Below are 19,664 nucleotides of genomic sequence, written 5' to 3'. Positions count from 1 at the left end.
TGCTCTTCGCGGACCCAGGGTGACGCGCCGGTCTGTGTGCGAGCCGTCGAGCGCGGCCGTGCGGAGCTGTGAGTATAGGTTCGATAGTGTCGAACACGATGCACAAGACCCTGATCGTGACGAACGACTTCCCGCCCCGCCCCGGCGGCATCCAGGCCTTTCTGCACAACATGGCGCTGCGCCTGGACCCCGGGCAATTCGTCGTCCACGCCTCGACGTGGAAGCGCGGCCGCGAGGGCGCCGAGGCGACCGCCGCGTTCGACGCCGAGCAGCCCTTCACCGTCGTACGGGACCGCACGACCATGCTGCTGCCGACACCGGGCGCCACCCGGCGGGCGGTCGGCCTGCTGCGCGAACACGGCTGTACGTCGGTGTGGTTCGGGGCGGCGGCACCGCTCGGTCTGATGGCCCCGGCGCTGCGCAAGGCGGGCGCGACCCGCGTCGTGGCGACCACCCACGGCCACGAGGCCGGCTGGGCCCAGCTGCCCGCCGCCCGCACGCTGCTGCGCCGGATCGGCGAGTCCACCGACACGATCACCTACCTCGGCGAGTACACGCGCTCGCGGATCGCCGCCGCGCTGACCCCCGAGGCGGCCGCGCGCATGGTCCAGCTGCCGCCCGGCGTCGACGAGCGGACCTTCCACCCCGGCTCGGGCGGCGAGGAGGTGCGGGCCCGGCTCGGCCTCTCCGACCGGCCGGTCGTCGTCTGTGTCTCCCGCCTGGTGCCGCGCAAGGGCCAGGACACCCTCGTGCTCGCGATGCCGCGGATCCTGGCCAAGGAGCCGGACGCGGTGCTCCTGATCGTCGGCGGCGGCCCGTACGAGAAGGAGCTGCGGAGGCTCGCGCACGACACCGGTGTCGCCGGCTCGGTCCGGTTCACCGGGGCGGTGCCCTGGTCGGAGCTGCCCGCGCACTACGGGGCCGGCGACGTCTTCGCGATGCCGTGCCGGACCCGCAGGGGCGGGCTCGACGTGGAGGGGCTCGGCATCGTGTACCTGGAGGCGTCGGCGACGGGCCTTCCGGTGGTCGCCGGTGACTCGGGCGGCGCGCCCGACGCCGTGCTCGACGGCGAGACGGGCTGGGTCGTACGCGGCGGCTCCGCGGAGGAGGCCGCCGACCGTATCGTCACCCTGCTCGGCGACTCCGAACTGCGCCGCCGGATGGGCGAGCGGGGACGCGCCTGGGTCGAGGAGAAATGGCGCTGGGACCTCTTGGCGGAGCGGCTGCGGGAGCTGCTCTAGCGTCACCGGGCGCGCCTACCGGAGCGCCGCTCGCCGACTTCCGGCGCCTGCGGGACCGCGCCCGTAGGGGCGCGGGGAACTGCGCGAGCAACCACGACACACCTCCCGCCCGGGATGAACCCCACCCCCTACGGCGGGAGCCGGACCCCCTACGGCGGGAGCCGGAACCCCTACGGCGGTAGTGGACCCTCCCCGGGGCGGGAGCCGGACCCCCCACCCCGCGGCCGAAGGCGAACGAACCCGGGACGGAAAACGGCTCGGCCCCCTCCACCGGAGGGGGCCGAGCCGTCTGTTCCCGGCCGGGGCAGAACCCGGTCGCTCGGGCATCAGCCCCGGTAAAGTGCCTCGATCTCGTTCGCGTAGTCCTTCGCGACCACGTTGCGCTTCAGCTTCAGGGACGGCGTGAGGTGCCCCGACTCCTCGGTGAACTGGTGGGCGAGGATGCGGAACTTGCGTACCGACTCCGCCTTGGACACCGCCGCGTTGCCGTCGTCGATCGCGTCCTGGATGGCGGCGATCAGGTCCGCGTCCTCGCGCAGCGACGCCGCGGTCGAGCCGGCCGGCTTCCCGTGCTCCTCGGCCCAGCGGGCCAGGAACTCCTCGTCGACCGTGACCAGCGCGCCCACGAACGGACGTCCGTCGCCGACCACCATGCACTCCGCGACCAGCGCGTGCGCGCGGATACGGTCCTCGATCACGGCCGGGGCGACGTTCTTGCCGCCCGCGGTGACGATGATCTCCTTCTTGCGGCCGGTGATGCGCAGGTAGCCGTCCTCGTCGAGGGTGCCGATGTCACCGGTGTGGAACCAGCCGTCGGCGAGCGCCTCGGCGGTGGCGGCCTCGTTGTTCCAGTACCCCTGGAACAGGTGCTCGCCGTGCAGCAGCACCTCGCCGTCGTCCGCGATGCGGATCACGGAGCCGGGCAGCGGCTGGCCGACCGTGCCGATCTTCGTACGGTCCCACGGGTTGAAGGCGGTGGCCGCGCACGACTCGGTGAGGCCGTAGCCCTCCAGGACCGTGAAGCCGATGCCGCGGAAGAAGTGGCCGAGCCGCTCACCCAGCGGGGCGCCGCCCGAGATCGCGTACTCGCCGCGCCCGCCGAGGACCGCGCGCAGCTTGCTGTAGACGAGCTTGTCGAACGTCTTGTACTTGATCTTCAGACCGAGCGACGGGCCCGCGGGGGTGTCCAGCGCGCGGCTGTACGCGATCGCCGTGTCCGCCGCCTTGTCGAAGATCTTGCCCTTGCCGTCCGCCTGCGCCTTGGCGCGCGCCGAGTTGTAGACCTTCTCGAAGACGCGCGGCACACCGAGGATCAGCGTCGGCCGGAACGCGGCCAGCTCGTCGGTGAGGTTCTTGATGTCCGGGACGCAGCCCAGCTTGATCGGTGCCATCATCGGCGCGACCTGCACGAGTCGCCCGAAGACGTGCGCGAGCGGGAGGAAGAGCAGGACGGAGCACTCGCCCGTGCGGAACAGCGGGCGCAGCCGCTCCACGATGTTGCCGCACTCCGCGAAGAAGGCGCGGTGGGTGAGGACGCAGCCCTTGGGCCGGCCGGTGGTCCCGGAGGTGTAGACGATGGTCGCCGGGTCGTCCGCCTTGGCGAGCGAGCCGCGCTCCTCGACGGTGGCGTCGCTGACGTCCTTGCCGAGGCGTCCCAGCTCCTCGACGCCGCCGGCCTCGATCTGCCAGACGTCCTTCAGCGCGGGCAACCCGTCGCGCACCGACTCCACGGAGGCCGCGTGCGACGGCAGCTCCACGATGCAGGCGGTCGCGCCCGAGTCGCCGAGGATCCACGCCACCTGCTCGGCTGAGCTGGTCTCGTACACCGGCACGGTGACGGCGCCCGCGCTCCAGATCGCGAAGTCGAGCAGCGTCCACTCGTAGCGGGTACGGGACATCAGGGCGACCCGGTCGCCGGGCCGCACGCCCGAGGCGATCAGGCCCTTGGCCGCGGCCCGCACCTCGGCGAGGAAGGTGGTGGCGCTGACGTCCGTCCAAGATCCGCCCACCTTGCGGGCGATCACGGCTACGTCGGGATGCTGCGCGGCGTTTCTGCGGACGATGTCGGTGAGATTTCCGTCCGCAGGGACCTCGTACAAAGCCGGAAGGCTGAACTCGCGCAAGACTGCTGCTCCTCATAGGGCGCCGACGCCACGACTCTGTGTGACGCGCCGGTGCGGTCCAAGGCTCGGGCAGGTACTCAAGATCGCTTGTTGAAATCCTGAGTACGACTGGACTGCCCGGACGTTACCCGCCGGTATGGCTTCTTCGACAGGGGGTCCCGGCGAGATGTTCTATGCGTCACACGTGTTGGCGTTCCTTCGCGCACAGTAGTCCACGCCCTTCCCGACTAGCCAGTAATCGCAGGTCCGGCCGCCTCTGTTCACGTCTGCCGCACAGGCCTACGCTTGATCGTCATGGCATTCACACCGGTCGGCCGTCCGAGGACGCGCATTCATGTGGTCAGTGACGTGCACGGCAACGCCCGCGACCTGGCCCGGGCCGGCGACGGCGCCGACGCCCTGATCTGCCTCGGTGACCTGGTCCTCTTCCTCGACTACGCCGACCACGCGCGCGGCATCTTCCCGGACCTGTTCGGAGTGGAGAACGCCGACCGCATCGTCGAGCTGCGCACGGCCCGCCGCTTCGAGGAGGCGCGCGCGTTCGGCGCCCGGCTGTGGGCGGGCATCGGCACCGACCGGGCCGCCGCGATCGAGAAGGCGGTGCGCAAGCAGTACGCCGAGATGTTCGCCGCGTTCCCGACACCGACGTACGCGACCTACGGCAATGTCGACATGCCGACCCTGTGGCAGGAGTACGCCGGGCCCGGCACCACCGTCCTCGACGGCGAGCGGGTCGAGATCGGCGGCCGCGTCTTCGGTTTCGTCGGCGGCGGACTGCGGACACCGATGCGGACGCCGTACGAGATCAGTGACGAGGAGTACGCGGCCAAGATCGAGGCGGTGGGCGAGGTCGACGTGCTGTGCACGCACATTCCGCCCGAGGTGCCGGAGCTGGTGTACGACACCGTGGCGCGCCGCTTCGAGCGCGGATCCCGTGCCCTGCTGGACGCGATCCGGCGCACGCGCCCCCGTTACGCGCTCTTCGGCCACGTACATCAGCCCCTCGTCCGCCGGATGCGCGTCGGGGCGACGGAATGCGTGAATGTGGGGCACTTCGCCGGGTCGGGCCGGCCCTGGGCGCTGGAGTGGTGAGCCGGAGGCCGCGGTGAACGCCAGGTGGGGTGACGGCGCCCGCGGCGGTGCGGGGTAGCCTTCACGCTGCACACACGTGCGCACCACCCTCCCTCACCGGACCTCATCTGGAGGAGCCACCGCGATGGCGGAACACACCAGTTCGAGCATCACGATCGAGGCGGCACCGGCTGACGTCATGGCGGTGATCGCCGACTTCGCCCGCTACCCGGACTGGACGGGTGAGGTGAAGGAGGCACAGGTGCTCGGGACGGACGAGAAGGGCCGCGCCGAACAGGTCCGCCTCGTCATGGACGCCGGCGCCATCAAGGACGACCAGACCCTCGGTTACACCTGGACCGGCGATCACGAGGTCTCCTGGACCCTGGTCAAGTCCCAGATGCTCCGCTCCCTGGACGGCTCGTACCTCCTCAAGCCCGCGGGCGAGGGCGCCACCGAGGTCACCTACCGGCTGACCGTCGACGTCAAGATCCCCATGCTCGGCATGATCAAGCGCAAGGCCGAGAAGGTCATCATCGACCGCGCGCTCGCAGGCCTGAAGAAGCGCGTCGAGGAAACGGTCTAGCCACCCGCGTGCGCCCGCCCCACACCCCGGGGCGTCAGGCCGGCGAGCCCTCGCGACGCGCCCCGCATCCCGGGCGACGACGACCCTGGCGAGCCCCACGAGGCGCCCGCCGGAGCCACAACCTTCTTCCGCCCCGCCGCCCCTGCCCTTCCCGCGCCTGGGGCGCCACCCCGGACCCCGCTCCTCTGACGCCGGAGGGCTGAAGCCTTCCCGTGCCCGAACGGTGGGCGGGAGGGGCTGAACTTTCCCCGGCCGGGGCCGGAAGGGCCACCACGACGCACCCGCAGCCGGGATCCGGCGGGAGGGGACGTGCTGGTACATCAAATGCCCGCAGGCCGGACGGATCGGCACCCACGCCCACTTCGCGACGCCGCTGGGATCCGTTCGGATGCGGGCGGACGTACCGGCGCGGCCCCGACCCACCCACCGGACCGGAACCCGAAAACCGCCGAGGCCCCCGCACAGGTAGCGTTCACCTCCATGCGCACCATCCTGATCACCGGCCAAGGCGGCACCGGCCGTACCACCGTCGCCGCGGCCACCGCTCTGCGGGCGGCGAGGGAAGGCACCCGCACCCTGGTGCTCACCGCCGACCGCACCGACACCCTCGGTGCCGTCCTCGGCGTCCCCACCGGTCCTGACCCCGTGGAGGTCGCCCCCGGTCTCACGGCCTGGCGCCCCGACGCCGCCGCCCGCTTCCGCGACGACCTCACCGCCTTCCAGCGGCGCGCCACCACCGCCCTCGACCTGCTCGGCGCCTCCCGTCTGGACGCCGAGGAAGTCACCCCGCTCCCCGGCGCCGAGGAACTCGCCCTGCTCCGCGCCCTGCGCGACGCCGCGCTGTCGGAGGCGTACGGACTGCTCGTCGTGGACCTTCCGCCGGCCCCCCAGGCACTCGCCCTCCTCGCCCTGCCCGAGGAGCTCCGCCGCTATCTGCGCCGCCTGCTCCCGCCGGAGCGCCAGGCGGCCCGCGCCCTGCGTCCCGTCCTCGGGCGGCTCGCGGGCGTGCCCATGCCCGCCGAGTGGCTGTACGAGACGGCGGGTCGCTGGGACGTCGAGCTGGCCGCCGTGCAGGCCGTCGTCGAGGACCGCGCCACGACCGTACGACTGGTCGCCGAGCCCGGACCGGCCGGCGCCGACGCCGTCCGCACCGCCGCCACCGCCCTCGCCCTGCGGGGCCTGCCCGTCGACGGCCTGGTCGCGAACCGGGTGCTGCCCGGCGCCACCACCGACGCCTGGCTGGGGGCCCTCGCGGCCCAGCAGCGCAAGGCCCTGGACGAGTGGCAGGAGACGTACGAGGTCCACGAGGTCGCGCACCGCGGTCACGACCCGCGCGGCACCGACGACCTCGTCGCGCTCCCCGTGCCCGGCGTCAACACCGCGCCCACCCCCGTCGAGTGGCCCGTCACCGACCACCTCGCCGAGGACGGCGTGCTCGTCTGGCACATCCCGCTGCCCGGCGCGATACGCGACGAACTCGACCTCATCAGGCGGGGCGACGAACTCGTCGTCACCGTCGGCCAGTTCCACCGGATCGTCCCGCTCCCCTCCGCGCTGCGCCGCTGCACGGTCGCGGGCGCGGCGCTGCGCGAGGGCGAGCTGCGCGTCCGCTTCACGCCCGATCCCGGGCTGTGGCCGCGCGATAAGTGACCGAGCCGTGATCCGGTGCGCCGGACACGGTGAACGGGATACCCCCGTTCGGGTAACGTCGAAGGCACGAAAAAGTAGGCAGGAGTCCCGCCATGAGCGAAGAGCGCCCCACATCCGACGCCGCTCAGGAGGAGACGGCCGACGAGGTGCACGTCGAGGAGACGCACGCCACCGACGCCGACGCCTGGGCGACGGCCTGCGCGGAGGACCTCGCCGCGGAGAAGGCCCGCCGCCGCGCCCAGCACGGCCCGCCGCCCGGCTCGGCCGCCGAGGAACTGCGCAAACTCGTCGACGCCGTCGCCGACAAGCTCTCCGGGCTCCAGTCGCCGCTGTTCGGCGCGGTCGCCTCGGGCACCGCCCAGCAGATGGTCAGCCAGGTCGTGCAGCAGGCCAAGGCGGCCGTCGAACCGGTACTGGAGCGCAATCCCGAGGTCTTCGACCACCTCGCGGCGGCGGGCTCCGAACTGCTCGCCGCCTACCGTTCGGCCGTCGAGAACCAGGAGCGCCGCTGGACCGCCCGCGGCACCGGATCCCGCGAAGACGAGCCGGGTCCGGGCGAACACATCGACTTGGACTAATCGCCCCTCGGGTACGGTTGGCCGTAGCGGGGCTCGACCGAAACTGAGGGATTCATGGGACTCACCATCGGCGTCGATATCGGCGGCACTAAGATCGCGGCCGGTGTGGTCGACGAGGAAGGCAATATCCTCTCGACGCACAAGGTGCCGACTCCCAGCACGCCGCAGGCAATCGTGGACGCCATCGCCTCGGCCGTGGAGGGCGCGCGCGCCGGTCACGACATCGTCGGTGTCGGCATCGGTGCCGCCGGATACGTGAACCGCCAGCGCTCGACGGTCTACTTCGCGCCGAACATCGACTGGCGCAACGAACCGCTCAAGGCCGAGGTCGAGCGGCGCGTGGGCCTGCCGGTCGTCGTCGAGAACGACGCGAACGCGGCCGCCTGGGGCGAGTACAAGTTCGGCGCCGGCAAGGGCCACCGCAACGTCATCTGCATCACCCTGGGCACGGGTCTCGGCGGCGGCATCATCATCGGCAACAAGCTGCGCCGCGGCCACTTCGGCGTGGCCGCCGAGTTCGGCCACATCCGGATGGTGCCGGACGGTCTGCTGTGCGGCTGCGGCTCGCAGGGCTGCTGGGAGCAGTACGCCTCCGGGCGCGCCCTCGTCCGCTACGCCAAGCAGCGGGCCAACGCGACCCCGGAGGCCGCGGAGGTCCTGCTGGGCCTCGGCGACGGCACCCCCGACGGCATCGAGGGCAAGCACATCTCCATGGCGGCCCGCCAGGGCGACCATGTCGCGGTGGACTCCTACCGCGAGCTGGCCCGCTGGGCCGGCGCGGGTCTGGCCGACCTCGCCTCGCTCTTCGACCCGTCCGCCTTCATCGTCGGCGGCGGCCTCTCGGACGAGGGCGAGCTGGTCCTCGACCCGATCCGCAAGTCGTACAAGCGCTGGCTGGTCGGCGGCAACTGGCGCCCGGTCGCTGATGTGATCGCTGCCCAGCTGGGCAACAAGGCGGGTCTCGTCGGAGCGGCGGACCTGGCCCGGGAGCCCGACCCGATCATGTAGCGCCCGCGCATCCTGTCGCACGGCAGCGCCCGCCGCACCCCCACGGGACGGCGGGCGCCGCCGTATCCCGGTCCGGCCACGCTGGGGCTTTCCCCTTCCGGGAGGCTCTCAGCGCGTATGTTGATCGCCATGCCGACCAGCCCCTCCGCCAGTCCGCTGCCCGCGTCCCGTACCGAATCCGACGGTTCGGCCGTCATCCGCGTGCTCAGCTACAACATCCGCTCGATGCGCGACGACACCGCCGCGCTCGCCCGTGTGATCAGCGCCTGCGCACCGGACCTCGTCCTGGTCCAGGAGGCGCCGCGCTTCTTCCGCTGGCGCAAGAAGCTCGCGCGTCTGTCCGCCGCTTCCGGCCTGGTCGTCCTGTCCGGCGGCGCCACCGCCTCCGGCCCCGCCCTGCTGTGCACCCTGCGGGCCACCGTGGAGCGCACCGAGGACGTGCTGCTCCCGCTCACCCCCGGCCTGCACCGGCGCGGCTTCGCCACGGCGGTCGTGCGGTTCGGGGGCGCCCGGCTCGGCGTACTGAGCTGCCATCTCTCGCTCCAGAAGGACGAGCGCCACCAGCAGAGCGGCATGCTCCTGGACCGGCTCGCCGGTCTCGGCACCCCGCACGCCGTCGCGGGCGGTGACCTCAACGAACGCCCGACAGGACCGACGTTCCGCCGTCTCGCGGGCACACTCCAGGACGGCTGGGCGACCCGTCCCTGGGGCGGGGAGCACACCTGGACGTTCGCGGGGCCGGACCGGCGCATCGACGCGATCTTCGCCACGCCCGGTATCGAGGTCCTCGGCTGCGGGGTGCCGCTCGGCCTTCCCGGCGTCACGGGGGCGGACCTGAGGGCGGCCACGGACCACCTGCCCGTGCTGGCCGCCCTCAAAGTCCCCGCGTCCTGAGTGCCCGCGTCCTGAGGCCCCGCGTCCTGAATACGTGCCCTGGGGTCAGGGTCAGACCACCGCGCCGCGCCCCGGGTCGTCGAGGTCGTCGTCATCGGCGTTCATGCGCGCCACCAGGGTGGCGAAGCCGCCGAGGAAACCGCCGATGCCGAGGGTGGTCAGCCACCAGGTCATGTCCCAGCTGAGCAGGACGGCCAGCAGCAGCAGGGCGGGGCCACCGAGCACGCCGAGCCAGGCGAACTTGGCGGTCGTGTCCGCGGCCGGCAGCGGCGGCGGCTCGGGCGGTACGAAGTGGCCCTCGTCGTCCTCGTCGAAGTCGTCCTCGGACGGCTCGGCCGCACGGTAGTCCCGCGGACCGCCGACACCGGGCGCGAAGGCGATCGAGCTGCCGAGGGGCCTGGCGGCGGAGGGCCGGTCGCCGGAGGAGGCCTCCGGCTCGGGCGCTGCCCCGGGAGCCGGGGCGTCGTCGTCATCGCCGGCGCCGTCCCCGGTGCCGCCGACGCTCCTGCCGCCGGTCTCGGGTCCCGCGTCAGGACCGGGCTCGGGGAGCGCGAGGTCCTCCACCGACCGGAACGGCCGTGCGCCGGGCGGGTCCGGCGGCTGTTCGCCGTATCCCTCGACGATCGACTGCCAGGCGGCGTCCTCGTCGAAGGGCACGCTCTGCTCGTCGCCGGGAGACTCCCCGCGGGCATCACCGGGCGACTCTCCGAGCGGGTCCCCCGCGGACTCTCCGAGCGCGTCGGCGCGCCCGTCACCGAGGGTCCCGTCGAGCGGCTCGCCGACGGGTACGCCCTTCTCCTCGGAATCGCCGCGGTCCGCGTCGTGCTCAGCCACCGGCTGCCGTCCCTTCCTGCCGACCCACCTGACCCGCGTCGGCCTCCTTGCCGGCACCGGGTGCGAGCCGGGTGACGAAGGAGTAGCTCTCCTCGAAGATCCGGTCCGCGTCGTGGTCCAACGTCGCGACGTGGTAGCTCTGTTCCAGCACGATCTCCGTCACGTCCGTGGACGACACCCGGCCGAGGATGCGCGCCGAGTCGGCGGGGGAGACTACATGGTCCTGGAGGCTGTGCAGCAGCAGGAGCGGCTGGGTGACCTGCGGCAGCTCCGCGTCCACGACCGCGCACAGCTTTCGCATCGAGTGAGCGGCGTGCAGGGGCACCCGGTCGTAGCCGACCTCCTCCGAGCCCTCCTTCGCGATGTCGCTCGCGATGCCCTTCGTCGAGGGAACGAGGTGACGGAGCACCGGCAGGGCGTGCGCGGCGAGGCCCTGCACCTTGTTCAGCGGGTTGACGACCACGACGCCGCTGATCTCGTCGCCGTGCTTGGCCGCGAGCCGCAGGGCCAGCGCGCCGCCCATCGAGAGCCCGAGGACGAAGACCTGGGAGCAGCTCTCGCGCAGGGCACGCAGCGCGCGGTCCACCTCCGCGTACCAGTCCTGCCAGCCGGTGAGCTGCATGTCCTCCCAGCGTGTGCCGTGTCCCGGCAGCAGGGGCAGTTCCACAGTGAGACCGCGCTCGGCGAGATACTCGGCCCAGGGGCGCAGCGACTGCGGGGAGCCGGTGAAACCGTGGCAGAGAAGGACGCCGACCTCTCCGCCGTCGTGGCGGAACGGCTCGGCTCCAGGAAGGACCGGCACCTCGGTCTCCTGTTCATGAGTTGGGCGGAAAACGACTCCGAATGTGCCTCACCGTACGCGACCGTACTGACACCGACCAGGGTCGTCGGGTCCTTTGAGGGCGCTCCGGGTTAAGGTCTGATCTACGACACAGGAGGCACTCGGGTGATCTACGGCGCAATGAAGTTTTCCATCGGAGGGCCACTGAAGCTCGCCTTCAGGCCCTGGGTGGAAGGCCTCGAGAACATCCCCGCCGAGGGCCCGGCCATTCTGGCGAGCAATCACCTGTCGTTCTCGGACTCCTTCTTCCTGCCGGCGGTCCTCGACCGCAAGGTGACCTTCATCGCGAAGGCCGAGTACTTCACGACCCCGGGTATCAAGGGCCGGATGACCGCCGCCTTCTTCAAGGGCGTCGGCCAGCTGCCGGTGGACCGTTCCGGCGCGCGCGGCGCGGGCGAGGCGGCCATCAAGAGCGGCATAGACGTGATCGAGCGCGGTGAGCTGTTCGGCATCTACCCGGAGGGCACGCGCTCGCCCGACGGCCGGCTCTACCGGGGCAAGCCCGGTGGCCTCGCGCGCGTGGCCCTCGCCACCGGTGCGCCCGTCATCCCCGTCGCGATGATCGACACCGAGAAGATCCAGCCGCCGGGCAAGGTGATGCCCAAGCTGATGCGCCCGGGCATCCGCATCGGCAAGCCGCTGGACTTCAGCCGCTACAGCGGCATGGAGCACGACCGGTTCGTGCTCCGCGCGGTGACCGACGAGGTCATGTACGAGATCATGAAGCTCTCCGGCCAGGAGTACGTCGACATGTACGCGACGGCCGCCAAGCGGCAGATCGCGGACGCGGCGAAGGCCGAGAAGGACGCGGAGAAGGCCGCCAGGGCGGCACTCGCCCAGGCGGAGAAGCAGGCGGCCAAGGAACAGGCCGAAGAGCTGGCCGCGGAGCAGGCGGCCGAAGAGCTGTCCGAGGAGCTGGCGGCCGAAGAGCTGTCCGAGGAGCAGGCGGCCGAGGAGCTGGCGGCCGAGGAGCAGAACGAGGAGCAGGCTGTCGAGGGGCGGGTCGGGGAGCCGGCCGATCCGGCGGCCGGTCAGCAGACCGCCGGGAAAGCCGAACCGACCGACACGCAACGGTCCGGCTCCTGAAAGCGTCCGTCAGGACGTCGGCAGTGTGGGGTGGGGGGCATGGCCAAGCGCGTGAGAGTCATGAGGATGTCGGTCGAGCAGCCGCTGTGGCGTGCGCTGACCGGTTACCGGGTGCTGACCGTGCTGTACGCGATCGGGCTCTTCGCCACCGCGTACGACAGGTTCGCCCGCCCCTGGGTGGCCGTCGGGTTCTTCGCGTTCCTGCTCGTCTGGACGCTGGCCACGCTCCCGAGAGTCTCCGGGGCGGCCAAATGCACCAAGCGTTTCCTCGCCGCCGACCTCACGGTCGCGCTGGTCGGCATCATGCTCACCCGCGTCGCCGACTCCGCCTCGCGCATCGACTCGGGCGGTCCGACGCTGCCGTCGATATGGACGGCCGGCGCCGTCCTGGCTTTCGCGATCAAGGGCGGCTGGCGGTGGGCGGCCTTCGCCTCCACGCTCGTCGCCGCGGCCAACCTCGTCGAGCGCGGCGCCCCGGCCCGCGACACCGTGCACAACGTCGTCCTCGTCTGGGTCGCCTCCATCGCCATCGGCTACGTCGTCGAGGTCGCCCGCGCCTCCGAGCGCACCCTCGCCCGCGCCCTGGAGATCGAGGCGACCACCCGCGAACGCGAGCGCCTCGCCCGGGACATCCACGACGGCGTGCTCCAGGTCCTCGCCATGGTGCAGCGGCGCGGCAGCGCGCTCGGCGGCGAGGCCGCGGAGCTCGGCCGGATGGCCGGTGAGCAGGAGGTGGCGCTGCGCACCCTGGTGTCGGGCGGTCTGGTGCCCGTCTCCCGGGTGTCGGAGGACGCCGCGCTCGGCGCGGTCGTACGCGCCGTCGACGAACCCGACGACGAGGGTCCCGCGGGTCCCGTCGACCTGCGCGCCCTGCTCGCGCGGTACACCACCGCGCGCGTGACCCTCTCCGAGCCCGGCGCCCCGGTGCCGCTCGACCCGCCCGTCGCGCTGGAACTGGCCGCTGCAGTCGGAGCCGCCCTGGACAATGTCCGCAAGCACGTGGGCCCCGACGCCCGCGCCTGGATCCTGGTCGAGGACGAGCCGGACGCGGTGATCGTGACGGTGCGCGACGACGGCCCCGGCATCCCGGAGGGGCGGCTCGCCCAGGCCGAGGGCGAGGGGCGGCTCGGGGTGGCGCTGTCGATCCGCGGCAGGCTGCGCGAGCTGGGCGGCGCGGCCGAGCTGATCTCGGTCCCGGGGCAGGGCACGGAAGTCGAGCTGAAGGTGCCGAAGGGCGTGCGGGGGAAGGCGAGGACGCGATGACGAAGGCGACGGTGCGGCGATGACGGGCGGGACGGCGGCGGAGCCGCGTTCGGGCGAGGCACCCATCAGGGTCATGGTGGTGGACGACCACCCCATGTGGCGCGACGCCGTGGCCCGGGACCTGGCGGCCGCCGGGTTCGACGTGGTCGCCACGGCGGGCGACGGCGAACAGGCCGTGCGCCGCGCCCTGGCGGCGGCGCCCGACGTACTCGTCCTCGATCTGAACCTGCCCGCCAAGCCCGGTGTCCAGGTCTGCAAGGAGCTGGTCGGCGCCGATCAGACCCTGCGCGTCCTGGTCCTGTCGGCCAGCGGAGAGCACGCCGACGTGCTGGAGGCGGTGAAGTCCGGCGCGACCGGCTATCTCCTGAAGTCGGCGTCCGCGGAGGAGCTGGCCGACGCGGTGCGCCGGACGGCTGTCGGTGATCCGGTGTTCACGCCGGGCCTCGCGGGCCTGGTCCTCGGCGAGTACCGCCGGCTGGCCTCGGAGCCCGCCACCGCCACGGGCGCCGGCGAGCCGAGGGTCCCGCAGCTGACCGACCGTGAGACCGAGGTGCTCCGCCTGGTCGCCAAGGGTCTGAGCTACAAGCAGATCGCCGAGCGTCTGGTCATCTCCCACCGCACCGTCCAGAACCATGTGCAGAACACCCTGGGCAAGCTCCAGCTGCACAACCGTGTCGAGCTGGTCCGCTACGCCATAGAGCGCGGACTGGACGAGGCCTGACCCGGGCAGCGGCCACCCTTCGGGTGATCTGCGTTGATCAACTGGCCGACAATTCACCGGAATAGACCATCCGCACCATGCCGAAGTGACCTGGATCACTATTAGCGTGAGTCCATCAGCCAACCATGGCGAAGGGACTTTCCATGCGGGTCGGAGTACTGACCGGAGGCGGCGACTGCCCCGGGCTCAACGCCGTCATCCGGGGCGTCGTCCGCAAGGGCGTGCAGGAGTACGGCTATGACTTCGTCGGTTACCGCGACGGCTGGCGGGGGCCGCTCGAAGGCGACACCGTACGGCTCGACATCCCCGCCGTGCGCGGGATCCTGCCGCGCGGCGGCACCATCCTCGGATCCTCGCGCACCAACCCCCTCAAGCACGAGAACGGTATCCGCCGGATCAAGGAGAACCTCGCCAAACAGGAGGTCGAGGCCCTCATCGCGATCGGCGGCGAGGACACCCTCGGCGTCGCCGCGCGACTCGGCGACGAGTACGGCATCCACGTCGTCGGCGTACCGAAGACCATCGACAACGACCTCTCCGCCACCGACTACACCTTCGGCTTCGACACGGCGGTCAACATCGCGACCGAGGCCATCGACCGCCTCCACACCACCGCCGAATCACATATGCGCGTCCTCGTCTGCGAGGTGATGGGCCGCCACGCGGGCTGGATCGCCATCCACTCGGGCCTGGCCGGCGGCGCGAACGTCATCCTCATCCCCGAGCAGCGCTTCGACGTCGAGCAGGTTTGCGCCTGGGTGACCTCGCGCTTCAAGGCGTCGTACGCGCCGATCGTGGTCGTCGCCGAGGGCGCCATGCCCAAGGACGGCGACATGGTCCTCAAGGACGGCACCCTGGACTCCTTCGGGCATGTCCGGCTCTCCGGGGTCGGCGAGTGGCTGGCCAAGGAGATCGAGCGGCGCACCGGCAAGGAGGCCCGCACCACGGTCCTCGGACACGTCCAGCGCGGCGGGACGCCCAGCGCCTTCGACCGCTGGCTCGCCACCCGCTTCGGCCTGCACGCCATCGAGGCCGTCCGCGACGGCGACTTCGGCAAGATGGTGGCCCTGCGCGGCACTGACATCGTCCGCGTTCCGATCGCGGAGGCCACCGCCAAGCTGAAGACGGTCGACCCGAAGCTCTACGAGGAGGTCGGAGTCTTCTTCGGCTGACGGCGGCGCCTGCGCGTCTCCGCGTCTCTGCACCTCCACGTCTCCGTGTCTTCGGGGTATGGGCCGTATATTCGGCCCATACCCCCAGAACGGGAGAAACCGGTGGAGATTCTGGCGTTCGGCGTCCAGTCCGACGAGAAGCCCCTGATCGAGAAGGCCTTCGCGGGACGCCACGAGGTCCGCTGCCTCGGTGTCTTCCTCACCGAGGACACCGCGCCCATCGCGGCCGGCTACGAGGTCGTCTCCACCAGCGTCAACTGCGGCCTGGGACACCGGGTTCTGCAGACCCTGGCGGCCGGCGGCACCCAGCTCGTCGCCCAGCGCTCCACCGGGTTCAACAACATCGACCTGGAGGTCGCCGAGCGCCTCGGCATGACGGTCGCCCGGGTCTCGTACTACTCGCCCTACTCGGTCGCCGAGTTCGCCTGGACCCTCGGCATGGCCGTCAACCGCCGTATCGTGCGCGCCGCCAACCGCACCCGCGACTTCGACTTCCGCCTCGACGGACTGATGGGCCGTGACATGCACGGCCGCACCGCGGGCGTCATCGGCACCGGGAAGATCGGCGAGGCCTTCACCCGGATCGCCCACGGTTTCGGCATGAACCTGCTCGGCTGGGACATCGCCGAGAACCCGGCCTGCGTCGGACTCGGCATGGAGTACGTCTCCAAGGAGCGCCTCCTCGCCGAGTCCGACCTGGTCACCCTGCACGTACCGCTGATGCCGGAGACCCAGCACCTCATCGACGCCGACGCCCTGCGCGCGATGAAGGACGACGCGATCCTGGTGAACTCCAGCCGCGGCGGCCTGATCGACAGCCAGGCCCTCGTCGCCCAGCTGCGCGAGGGCCGCTTCACTGGCGTCGGCCTCGACGTGTACGAGGCGGAGGCCGGACTGTTCTTCCTCGACAAGTCCCTCGAAACCGTCGAGGACGACACCCTGGCCCGCCTGGTCACCTTCCCGAACGTCCTGGTCACCTCGCACCAGGCGTACTACACCGGCGACGCCGTGGGCCAGATCGTCGACGCCACCGTCGGGAACGTCCTCGACTACACCGAGGGCCGCCGCTCGGAGAACGTGCTGGTGCCCCGCAGCTGACCCGTCAGCTCCCTTACGACCGCCGCGCCGTTCAGCGTCAGCACCGACTCCGGGTGGAACTGCACACCGGCGAACCCGGGACCGCGCAGCGCGTGCACCTCGCCGTTCGCGGCGCGGCTGACCTCGACGCCGTGCGCCGACAGCTCCACCAGCGCGTCGTCGTCGCAGCGCGCCGCGAAACTGTTGTAGAAACCGACCGTCTCCGGCTGCCCGAAGAGGTCGATGCGGGTCTGCGCGCCCTGGTACGGCACGTCCTTGCGGACGATGTCCAGCCCCAGTTCGGCCGCGATCAGCTCGTGCCCGAGGCAGACACCGAGGACGCCGTGCCGGTGCCCCCGGAGCACCTCGGCGGTCAGTGTCCGCAGGAAGCGCATCTTGGGGTCCGCCGGATCGGAGGGGTCGCCGGGACCGGGGCCGAGGACCACCGGCCCCTCGTGCGCGAGGACCGCCCCGCGCAGCCCCGGTTCGTCGTAGCGGCGCACCGTCACATCGAGTCCGGACGACCGCAGCAGATGCGCCAGCATGGCGGTGAAGGTGTCCTCGGCGTCCACGACCAGCGCGTGCCCGGCGAGCTCCCGGGACCGCTCCTGCATCCGCAGCCAGAACGGCGCCAGCGAGGCCCGCCGCCCGTCCAGCGACGCCCGCACCCGCGGATCGTCGCCCAGCCCCGTCCGGGCGCCGTCCGGGCGCGGACTGCCGGGCCGCACCCCCAGCGCCGCCAGCACACCCGCCGCCTTGGCATGGGTCTCGGCGACCTCGCCCGCCGGATCCGATCCCCGTACGAGGGTGGCGCCGACCGGCACCCGCAGCCGCCCGTCCGCGTCGATGTCGGCGGTCCGGATGAGGATCGGGGAGTCGAGCGTCTGCGCCCCGGGCCCTGCGTCCGGCCCGTCCCCCGGCTGCCGCCCGACCAGCGCCAGCGCCCCCGCGTAGTAGCCGCGCCCGCCGACCTCGTGGCGCTCGATGACCCGGCAGGCGTTCTGCACCGGCGAGCCGGTGACGGTCGCCGCGAACATCGTCTCCCGCAGCACCTCCCGCACGTCCAGCGAGGAGCGGCCCCGCAACTCGTACTCGGTGTGGGCGAGATGGGCCATCTCCTTGAGCCGCGGCCCGATCACCACCCCGCCCATGTCGCCGACCGTGCACATCATCTTGAGCTCCTCGTCGACGACCATCGAGAGCTCCTCGATCTCCTTGCCGTCGGAGAGGAACGCGAGCAGGTCCTCGGGCGTCGGGCCCCCGGCCGGGTAGCGGTAGGTCCCGCTGATCGGGTTCATCACGACCGTCCCGGCGGACATCCGGACATGCACCTCCGGGCTCGCCCCGACCAGCGTCCGCTCCCCGGTGTGCACGACGAACGTCCAGTACGCGCCCCGCTCGCCGACCAGCAGCCGGCGGAACAGCGCCAGCGCGTCGGCCCGTCCGAACCCCGGGATCCGGCCCTCGTACGTCCGCCGGATCACGAAGTTGGCGCCCTCGCCGCGCCCGATCTCCTCGCGCAGCACCCGTTCGACGATCCCGGAGTACTCCTCGTCGCCGACGTCGAAGCCGCCGCCCTCGACCCGGACCTCGTGCGCCGGCAGCTCGGCCAGCGCCTGTACGAGCGGCAGTTCGTGGCGCTCCTCGGGGACGAGCACCGAAAGCGGGGTCCCGTCGTCGCGTACGTCGAAACCGCGCTCCCGGATCTGCCGGAACGGGATCAGCGCGAGGCCCTCGTCGGGGATGTCGGCGAGGCGCTCCACCTCGCGCACCGGCCCCAGCAGCAGTTCCACCACATCGTGGTCGCGGCCCGGGGTGCGGCGGCGCAGCAGGGCGAAGGGGCGGGGATCGTCCAGCAGGTCGAGCAGATTCATCGGTGCGGTCCTTCTCTCGAATCGTGCATCTCGGAGAGGAACGGCCCGGGTCCGCAAACACCGAAGGCCGCCCCTCGGGCGGCCTTCGCGAAGTCGTGTCTACGCGCAGTCAGCGGGCCGCCGGATGAGCGGTCCACCACCAGTTCTGGTTCGAATGCGCGAACATGCGCCGCACATTACCCGACGTGAGGGGTGCGCAACAGCGTGAACCGTTCCCGCAGGGCGTTCCGACCGCCCGGTCACCGGCCATGGATGGCCAGACAGATCACCGGCCGCGGACGGCCGGACAGTCCGAACCCACCGTGGAAACGAGAGTCATGCACGCAGTCCGTTCGCCCCAGACCCGCCGGACCGGCACCCGCGCCCTGACCGTGCTCCTCGCGGCCGCCGCCCTCGCCGCCGGACCGCTCGGCCCCGCGAGCTCGGCCCCGCGCCCGAGCGACTCCGAGGACCTGACCCAGGTCGCCTACCGCGGTCACATCTTCACCGTCCCCTCCTCCTGGCGGATCGTGGACCTGAAGAAGCATCCCGACACCTGCGTCCGCTTCGACCGGCACGCCGTCTACCTCGGCACACCCGGCAGCGACCAGAACTGCCCGGCCAGGGCCAGCGGACGTACCGAGGCACTGCTCGTCGAGCCCGCTCCGGCCGCCGACCGGACCGTCACCGAGAACCCCACGGCCCGCACCTACCGGGCCACCGCCGACCGCATCGCCGTCACGGCCGCCTACGGCTACGACCGCACCCGTATCCAGGACGTCCTGCGCAGCGCCGGACTGCCCGTCGCCGCCGCACGGGCCGAGGGACCCGCGGAACGGCCGGCGGCGGCCCCGGTGCCGACGGACGCGACCTCGTACCGCGGCGAGGGGTTCGACGCCTGCACCGCCCCGAGCCAGTCGGCGATGGACGCCTGGCGCGACGACTCCCCGTACGGCGCCATCGGCGTCTACATCGGCGGCCTCAACCGTGCCTGCGCCCAGCAGCACCTCACCGCCGAATGGGTACGTACGCAGTACACGCACGGCTGGCGGTTCTTCCCGCTGTACGTCGGCCGGCAGCCCTCCGCCGACGGCGGCAGCTGCGGCGGCGGCTGCTCGGCGATCACCAGCCCGGTGCCGCAGGGCACCGCGGCGGCCGACGACGCGGTCAAGCAGGCCGCCGCGCTGGGCTTCGGAAAGGGCACGGTGATCTACGACGACCTGGAGCACTACGAGCCCGGCGGCAAGGTCACCGACCAGGTGCTCGCCTACCTCGACGCCTACACCGTGCGCCTGCACGCACTCGGCTACCGCTCCGGCGCGTACGGCAACACCTCGTCCCTGGTCTCCGACCTGATCGCCAACCGGGCGGACGTCACCCTGCCCGACGTGATCCACTTCGCCCGCTGGAACGGCGCGTCGAGCACGTCCGACTCCTCGATCCCCTCGACGCTGTGGGGCAAGCACCAGCGCGTCCACCAGTACGTGGGCGACACGACCGAGACCCACGGCGGTGTGAGGATCTCCATCGACCGCGACCGCCTCGACGTGGACTAGCGGTTCCCCCCTCCGGGCGGCGACGTGTCGTACCGCCGCCCGGAGAGGTGCCGATCGAGCGGGGTTCGTCTCAATTGATGAGCATGTGAATGGACGCCGGACACGACCCC

At 71.9% G+C, this 19,664-nt stretch carries 17 protein-coding genes and 1 pseudogene; 13 read left to right on the top strand and 5 right to left on the bottom strand.

The window, feature by feature from the left end; translation table 11 throughout:
- Window positions 1–98: 98 nt before the first annotated feature.
- Complete coding sequence (locus ACFYW8_RS17250; RefSeq protein WP_389074998.1) at window positions 99–1,241, top strand: glycosyltransferase family 4 protein; 1,143 nt, start codon at window positions 99–101, stop codon at window positions 1,239–1,241.
- A gap of 326 nt (window positions 1,242–1,567) precedes the next feature.
- Here ACFYW8_RS17250 and ACFYW8_RS17245 read toward each other — a convergent pair whose 3' ends face one another.
- Window positions 1,568–3,364, bottom strand: a complete 1,797-nt coding sequence (locus ACFYW8_RS17245) for an AMP-dependent synthetase/ligase (RefSeq protein ID WP_389074993.1) — start codon at window positions 3,362–3,364, stop codon at window positions 1,568–1,570.
- 294 nt (window positions 3,365–3,658) lie between these two features.
- Between ACFYW8_RS17245 and ACFYW8_RS17240 the strand changes: the two genes are divergently transcribed.
- The 6 genes from ACFYW8_RS17240 to ACFYW8_RS17215 all read left to right on the top strand — a co-directional run bounded on the left by ACFYW8_RS17240 (window position 3,659) and on the right by ACFYW8_RS17215 (window position 9,151).
- On the top strand, window positions 3,659–4,456 hold the full coding sequence (locus tag ACFYW8_RS17240) for a metallophosphoesterase (RefSeq protein WP_389074989.1): 798 nt from the start codon (window positions 3,659–3,661) through the stop codon (window positions 4,454–4,456).
- A 124-nt stretch (window positions 4,457–4,580) separates the two neighbouring features.
- Window positions 4,581–5,021: an SRPBCC family protein gene (locus ACFYW8_RS17235; protein ID WP_389074985.1), complete on the top strand. Its 441-nt coding sequence runs from the start codon at window positions 4,581–4,583 to the stop codon at window positions 5,019–5,021.
- A 480-nt stretch (window positions 5,022–5,501) separates the two neighbouring features.
- On the top strand, window positions 5,502–6,671 hold the full coding sequence (locus ACFYW8_RS17230) for an ArsA family ATPase (protein ID WP_389074981.1): 1,170 nt from the start codon (window positions 5,502–5,504) through the stop codon (window positions 6,669–6,671).
- Window positions 6,672–6,763: 92 nt separating this feature from the next.
- The gene (locus tag ACFYW8_RS17225) at window positions 6,764–7,249 is read left to right on the top strand and encodes a DUF5304 domain-containing protein (RefSeq protein ID WP_389074976.1); all 486 of its coding nucleotides are present in this window, start codon (window positions 6,764–6,766) and stop codon (window positions 7,247–7,249) included.
- 54 nt (window positions 7,250–7,303) lie between these two features.
- Window positions 7,304–8,257 (top strand): ROK family glucokinase, encoded by a 954-nt coding sequence (locus tag ACFYW8_RS17220; protein WP_103552096.1) that lies wholly within the window; start codon window positions 7,304–7,306, stop codon window positions 8,255–8,257.
- A gap of 129 nt (window positions 8,258–8,386) precedes the next feature.
- Window positions 8,387–9,151 (top strand): endonuclease/exonuclease/phosphatase family protein, encoded by a 765-nt coding sequence (locus ACFYW8_RS17215; protein WP_365880004.1) that lies wholly within the window; start codon window positions 8,387–8,389, stop codon window positions 9,149–9,151.
- A gap of 51 nt (window positions 9,152–9,202) precedes the next feature.
- Here ACFYW8_RS17215 and ACFYW8_RS17210 read toward each other — a convergent pair whose 3' ends face one another.
- Both ACFYW8_RS17210 and ACFYW8_RS17205 read right to left on the bottom strand, forming a co-directional pair.
- Window positions 9,203–9,985 carry a hypothetical protein gene (locus ACFYW8_RS17210; protein WP_389074965.1) on the bottom strand — a complete coding sequence of 261 codons (783 nt, stop codon included), beginning with the start codon at window positions 9,983–9,985 and terminating at the stop codon, window positions 9,203–9,205.
- Window positions 9,978–10,787, bottom strand: coding sequence for an alpha/beta hydrolase (locus tag ACFYW8_RS17205; protein WP_389074961.1), 810 nt, complete (start codon window positions 10,785–10,787; stop codon window positions 9,978–9,980). The genes ACFYW8_RS17210 and ACFYW8_RS17205 overlap by 8 nt, the downstream gene beginning before the upstream one ends.
- A 159-nt stretch (window positions 10,788–10,946) precedes the next feature.
- Here ACFYW8_RS17205 and ACFYW8_RS17200 point away from each other — a divergent pair.
- The 5 genes and pseudogenes from ACFYW8_RS17200 to ACFYW8_RS17180 form a co-directional block, all read left to right on the top strand.
- Window positions 10,947–11,711 (top strand): annotated as a pseudogene (locus ACFYW8_RS17200) (lysophospholipid acyltransferase family protein); the annotation flags it as partial.
- Window positions 11,712–11,951: 240 nt separating this feature from the next.
- On the top strand, window positions 11,952–13,175 hold the full coding sequence (gene macS / locus ACFYW8_RS17195; RefSeq protein WP_389074956.1) for a MacS family sensor histidine kinase: 1,224 nt from the start codon (window positions 11,952–11,954) through the stop codon (window positions 13,173–13,175).
- A 73-nt stretch (window positions 13,176–13,248) separates the two neighbouring features.
- On the top strand, window positions 13,249–13,896 hold the full coding sequence (locus ACFYW8_RS17190; RefSeq protein ID WP_389075156.1) for a response regulator: 648 nt from the start codon (window positions 13,249–13,251) through the stop codon (window positions 13,894–13,896).
- A gap of 143 nt (window positions 13,897–14,039) precedes the next feature.
- Window positions 14,040–15,068: a 6-phosphofructokinase gene (locus ACFYW8_RS17185; protein WP_365880106.1), complete on the top strand. Its 1,029-nt coding sequence runs from the start codon at window positions 14,040–14,042 to the stop codon at window positions 15,066–15,068.
- A gap of 102 nt (window positions 15,069–15,170) precedes the next feature.
- Entirely contained in the window at window positions 15,171–16,166 is a 996-nt protein-coding gene (locus tag ACFYW8_RS17180) for a 2-hydroxyacid dehydrogenase (RefSeq protein ID WP_365880012.1), read from the top strand.
- Here ACFYW8_RS17180 and ACFYW8_RS17175 read toward each other — a convergent pair.
- Together ACFYW8_RS17175 and ACFYW8_RS17170 are read right to left on the bottom strand one after the other, a co-directional pair.
- Window positions 16,118–18,019 (bottom strand): anthranilate synthase family protein, encoded by a 1,902-nt coding sequence (locus tag ACFYW8_RS17175; RefSeq protein WP_389074948.1) that lies wholly within the window; start codon window positions 18,017–18,019, stop codon window positions 16,118–16,120. The genes ACFYW8_RS17180 and ACFYW8_RS17175 overlap by 49 nt on opposite strands.
- 109 nt (window positions 18,020–18,128) lie before the next feature.
- Complete coding sequence (locus tag ACFYW8_RS17170; RefSeq protein WP_351867684.1) at window positions 18,129–18,185, bottom strand: trp operon leader peptide; 57 nt, start codon at window positions 18,183–18,185, stop codon at window positions 18,129–18,131.
- A gap of 151 nt (window positions 18,186–18,336) precedes the next feature.
- Between ACFYW8_RS17170 and ACFYW8_RS17165 the strand changes: the two genes are divergently transcribed.
- On the top strand, window positions 18,337–19,554 hold the full coding sequence (locus tag ACFYW8_RS17165) for a glycoside hydrolase domain-containing protein (RefSeq protein ID WP_365880018.1): 1,218 nt from the start codon (window positions 18,337–18,339) through the stop codon (window positions 19,552–19,554).
- Window positions 19,555–19,664: the final 110 nt, after the last annotated feature.

The organism is Streptomyces sp. NPDC002742 (assembly GCF_042888885.1).
Lineage (GTDB): Bacteria > Actinomycetota > Actinomycetes > Streptomycetales > Streptomycetaceae > Streptomyces.
Note: the sequence above shows the minus strand (reverse complement) of the source record. Positions and strands in the feature narration are given on the sequence as shown.

What these genes read in the sequence shown, in the direction of transcription:
- ACFYW8_RS17250 (WP_389074998.1), top strand. Translation starts at nt 99, where the DNA reads ATGCACAAGACCCTGATCGTGACGAACGACTTCCCGCCCCGCCCCGGC.
- ACFYW8_RS17240 (WP_389074989.1), top strand. Translation starts at nt 3,659, where the DNA reads ATGGCATTCACACCGGTCGGCCGTCCGAGGACGCGCATTCATGTGGTC.
- ACFYW8_RS17235 (WP_389074985.1), top strand. Translation starts at nt 4,581, where the DNA reads ATGGCGGAACACACCAGTTCGAGCATCACGATCGAGGCGGCACCGGCT.
- ACFYW8_RS17230 (WP_389074981.1), top strand. Translation starts at nt 5,502, where the DNA reads ATGCGCACCATCCTGATCACCGGCCAAGGCGGCACCGGCCGTACCACC.
- ACFYW8_RS17225 (WP_389074976.1), top strand. Translation starts at nt 6,764, where the DNA reads ATGAGCGAAGAGCGCCCCACATCCGACGCCGCTCAGGAGGAGACGGCC.
- ACFYW8_RS17220 (WP_103552096.1), top strand. Translation starts at nt 7,304, where the DNA reads ATGGGACTCACCATCGGCGTCGATATCGGCGGCACTAAGATCGCGGCC.
- ACFYW8_RS17215 (WP_365880004.1), top strand. Translation starts at nt 8,387, where the DNA reads ATGCCGACCAGCCCCTCCGCCAGTCCGCTGCCCGCGTCCCGTACCGAA.
- macS (WP_389074956.1), top strand. Translation starts at nt 11,952, where the DNA reads ATGGCCAAGCGCGTGAGAGTCATGAGGATGTCGGTCGAGCAGCCGCTG.
- ACFYW8_RS17190 (WP_389075156.1), top strand. Translation starts at nt 13,249, where the DNA reads ATGGTGGTGGACGACCACCCCATGTGGCGCGACGCCGTGGCCCGGGAC.
- ACFYW8_RS17185 (WP_365880106.1), top strand. Translation starts at nt 14,040, where the DNA reads ATGCGGGTCGGAGTACTGACCGGAGGCGGCGACTGCCCCGGGCTCAAC.
- ACFYW8_RS17175 (WP_389074948.1), bottom strand. Translation starts at nt 18,019, where the DNA reads ATGAATCTGCTCGACCTGCTGGACGATCCCCGCCCCTTCGCCCTGCTG.
- ACFYW8_RS17165 (WP_365880018.1), top strand. Translation starts at nt 18,337, where the DNA reads ATGCACGCAGTCCGTTCGCCCCAGACCCGCCGGACCGGCACCCGCGCC.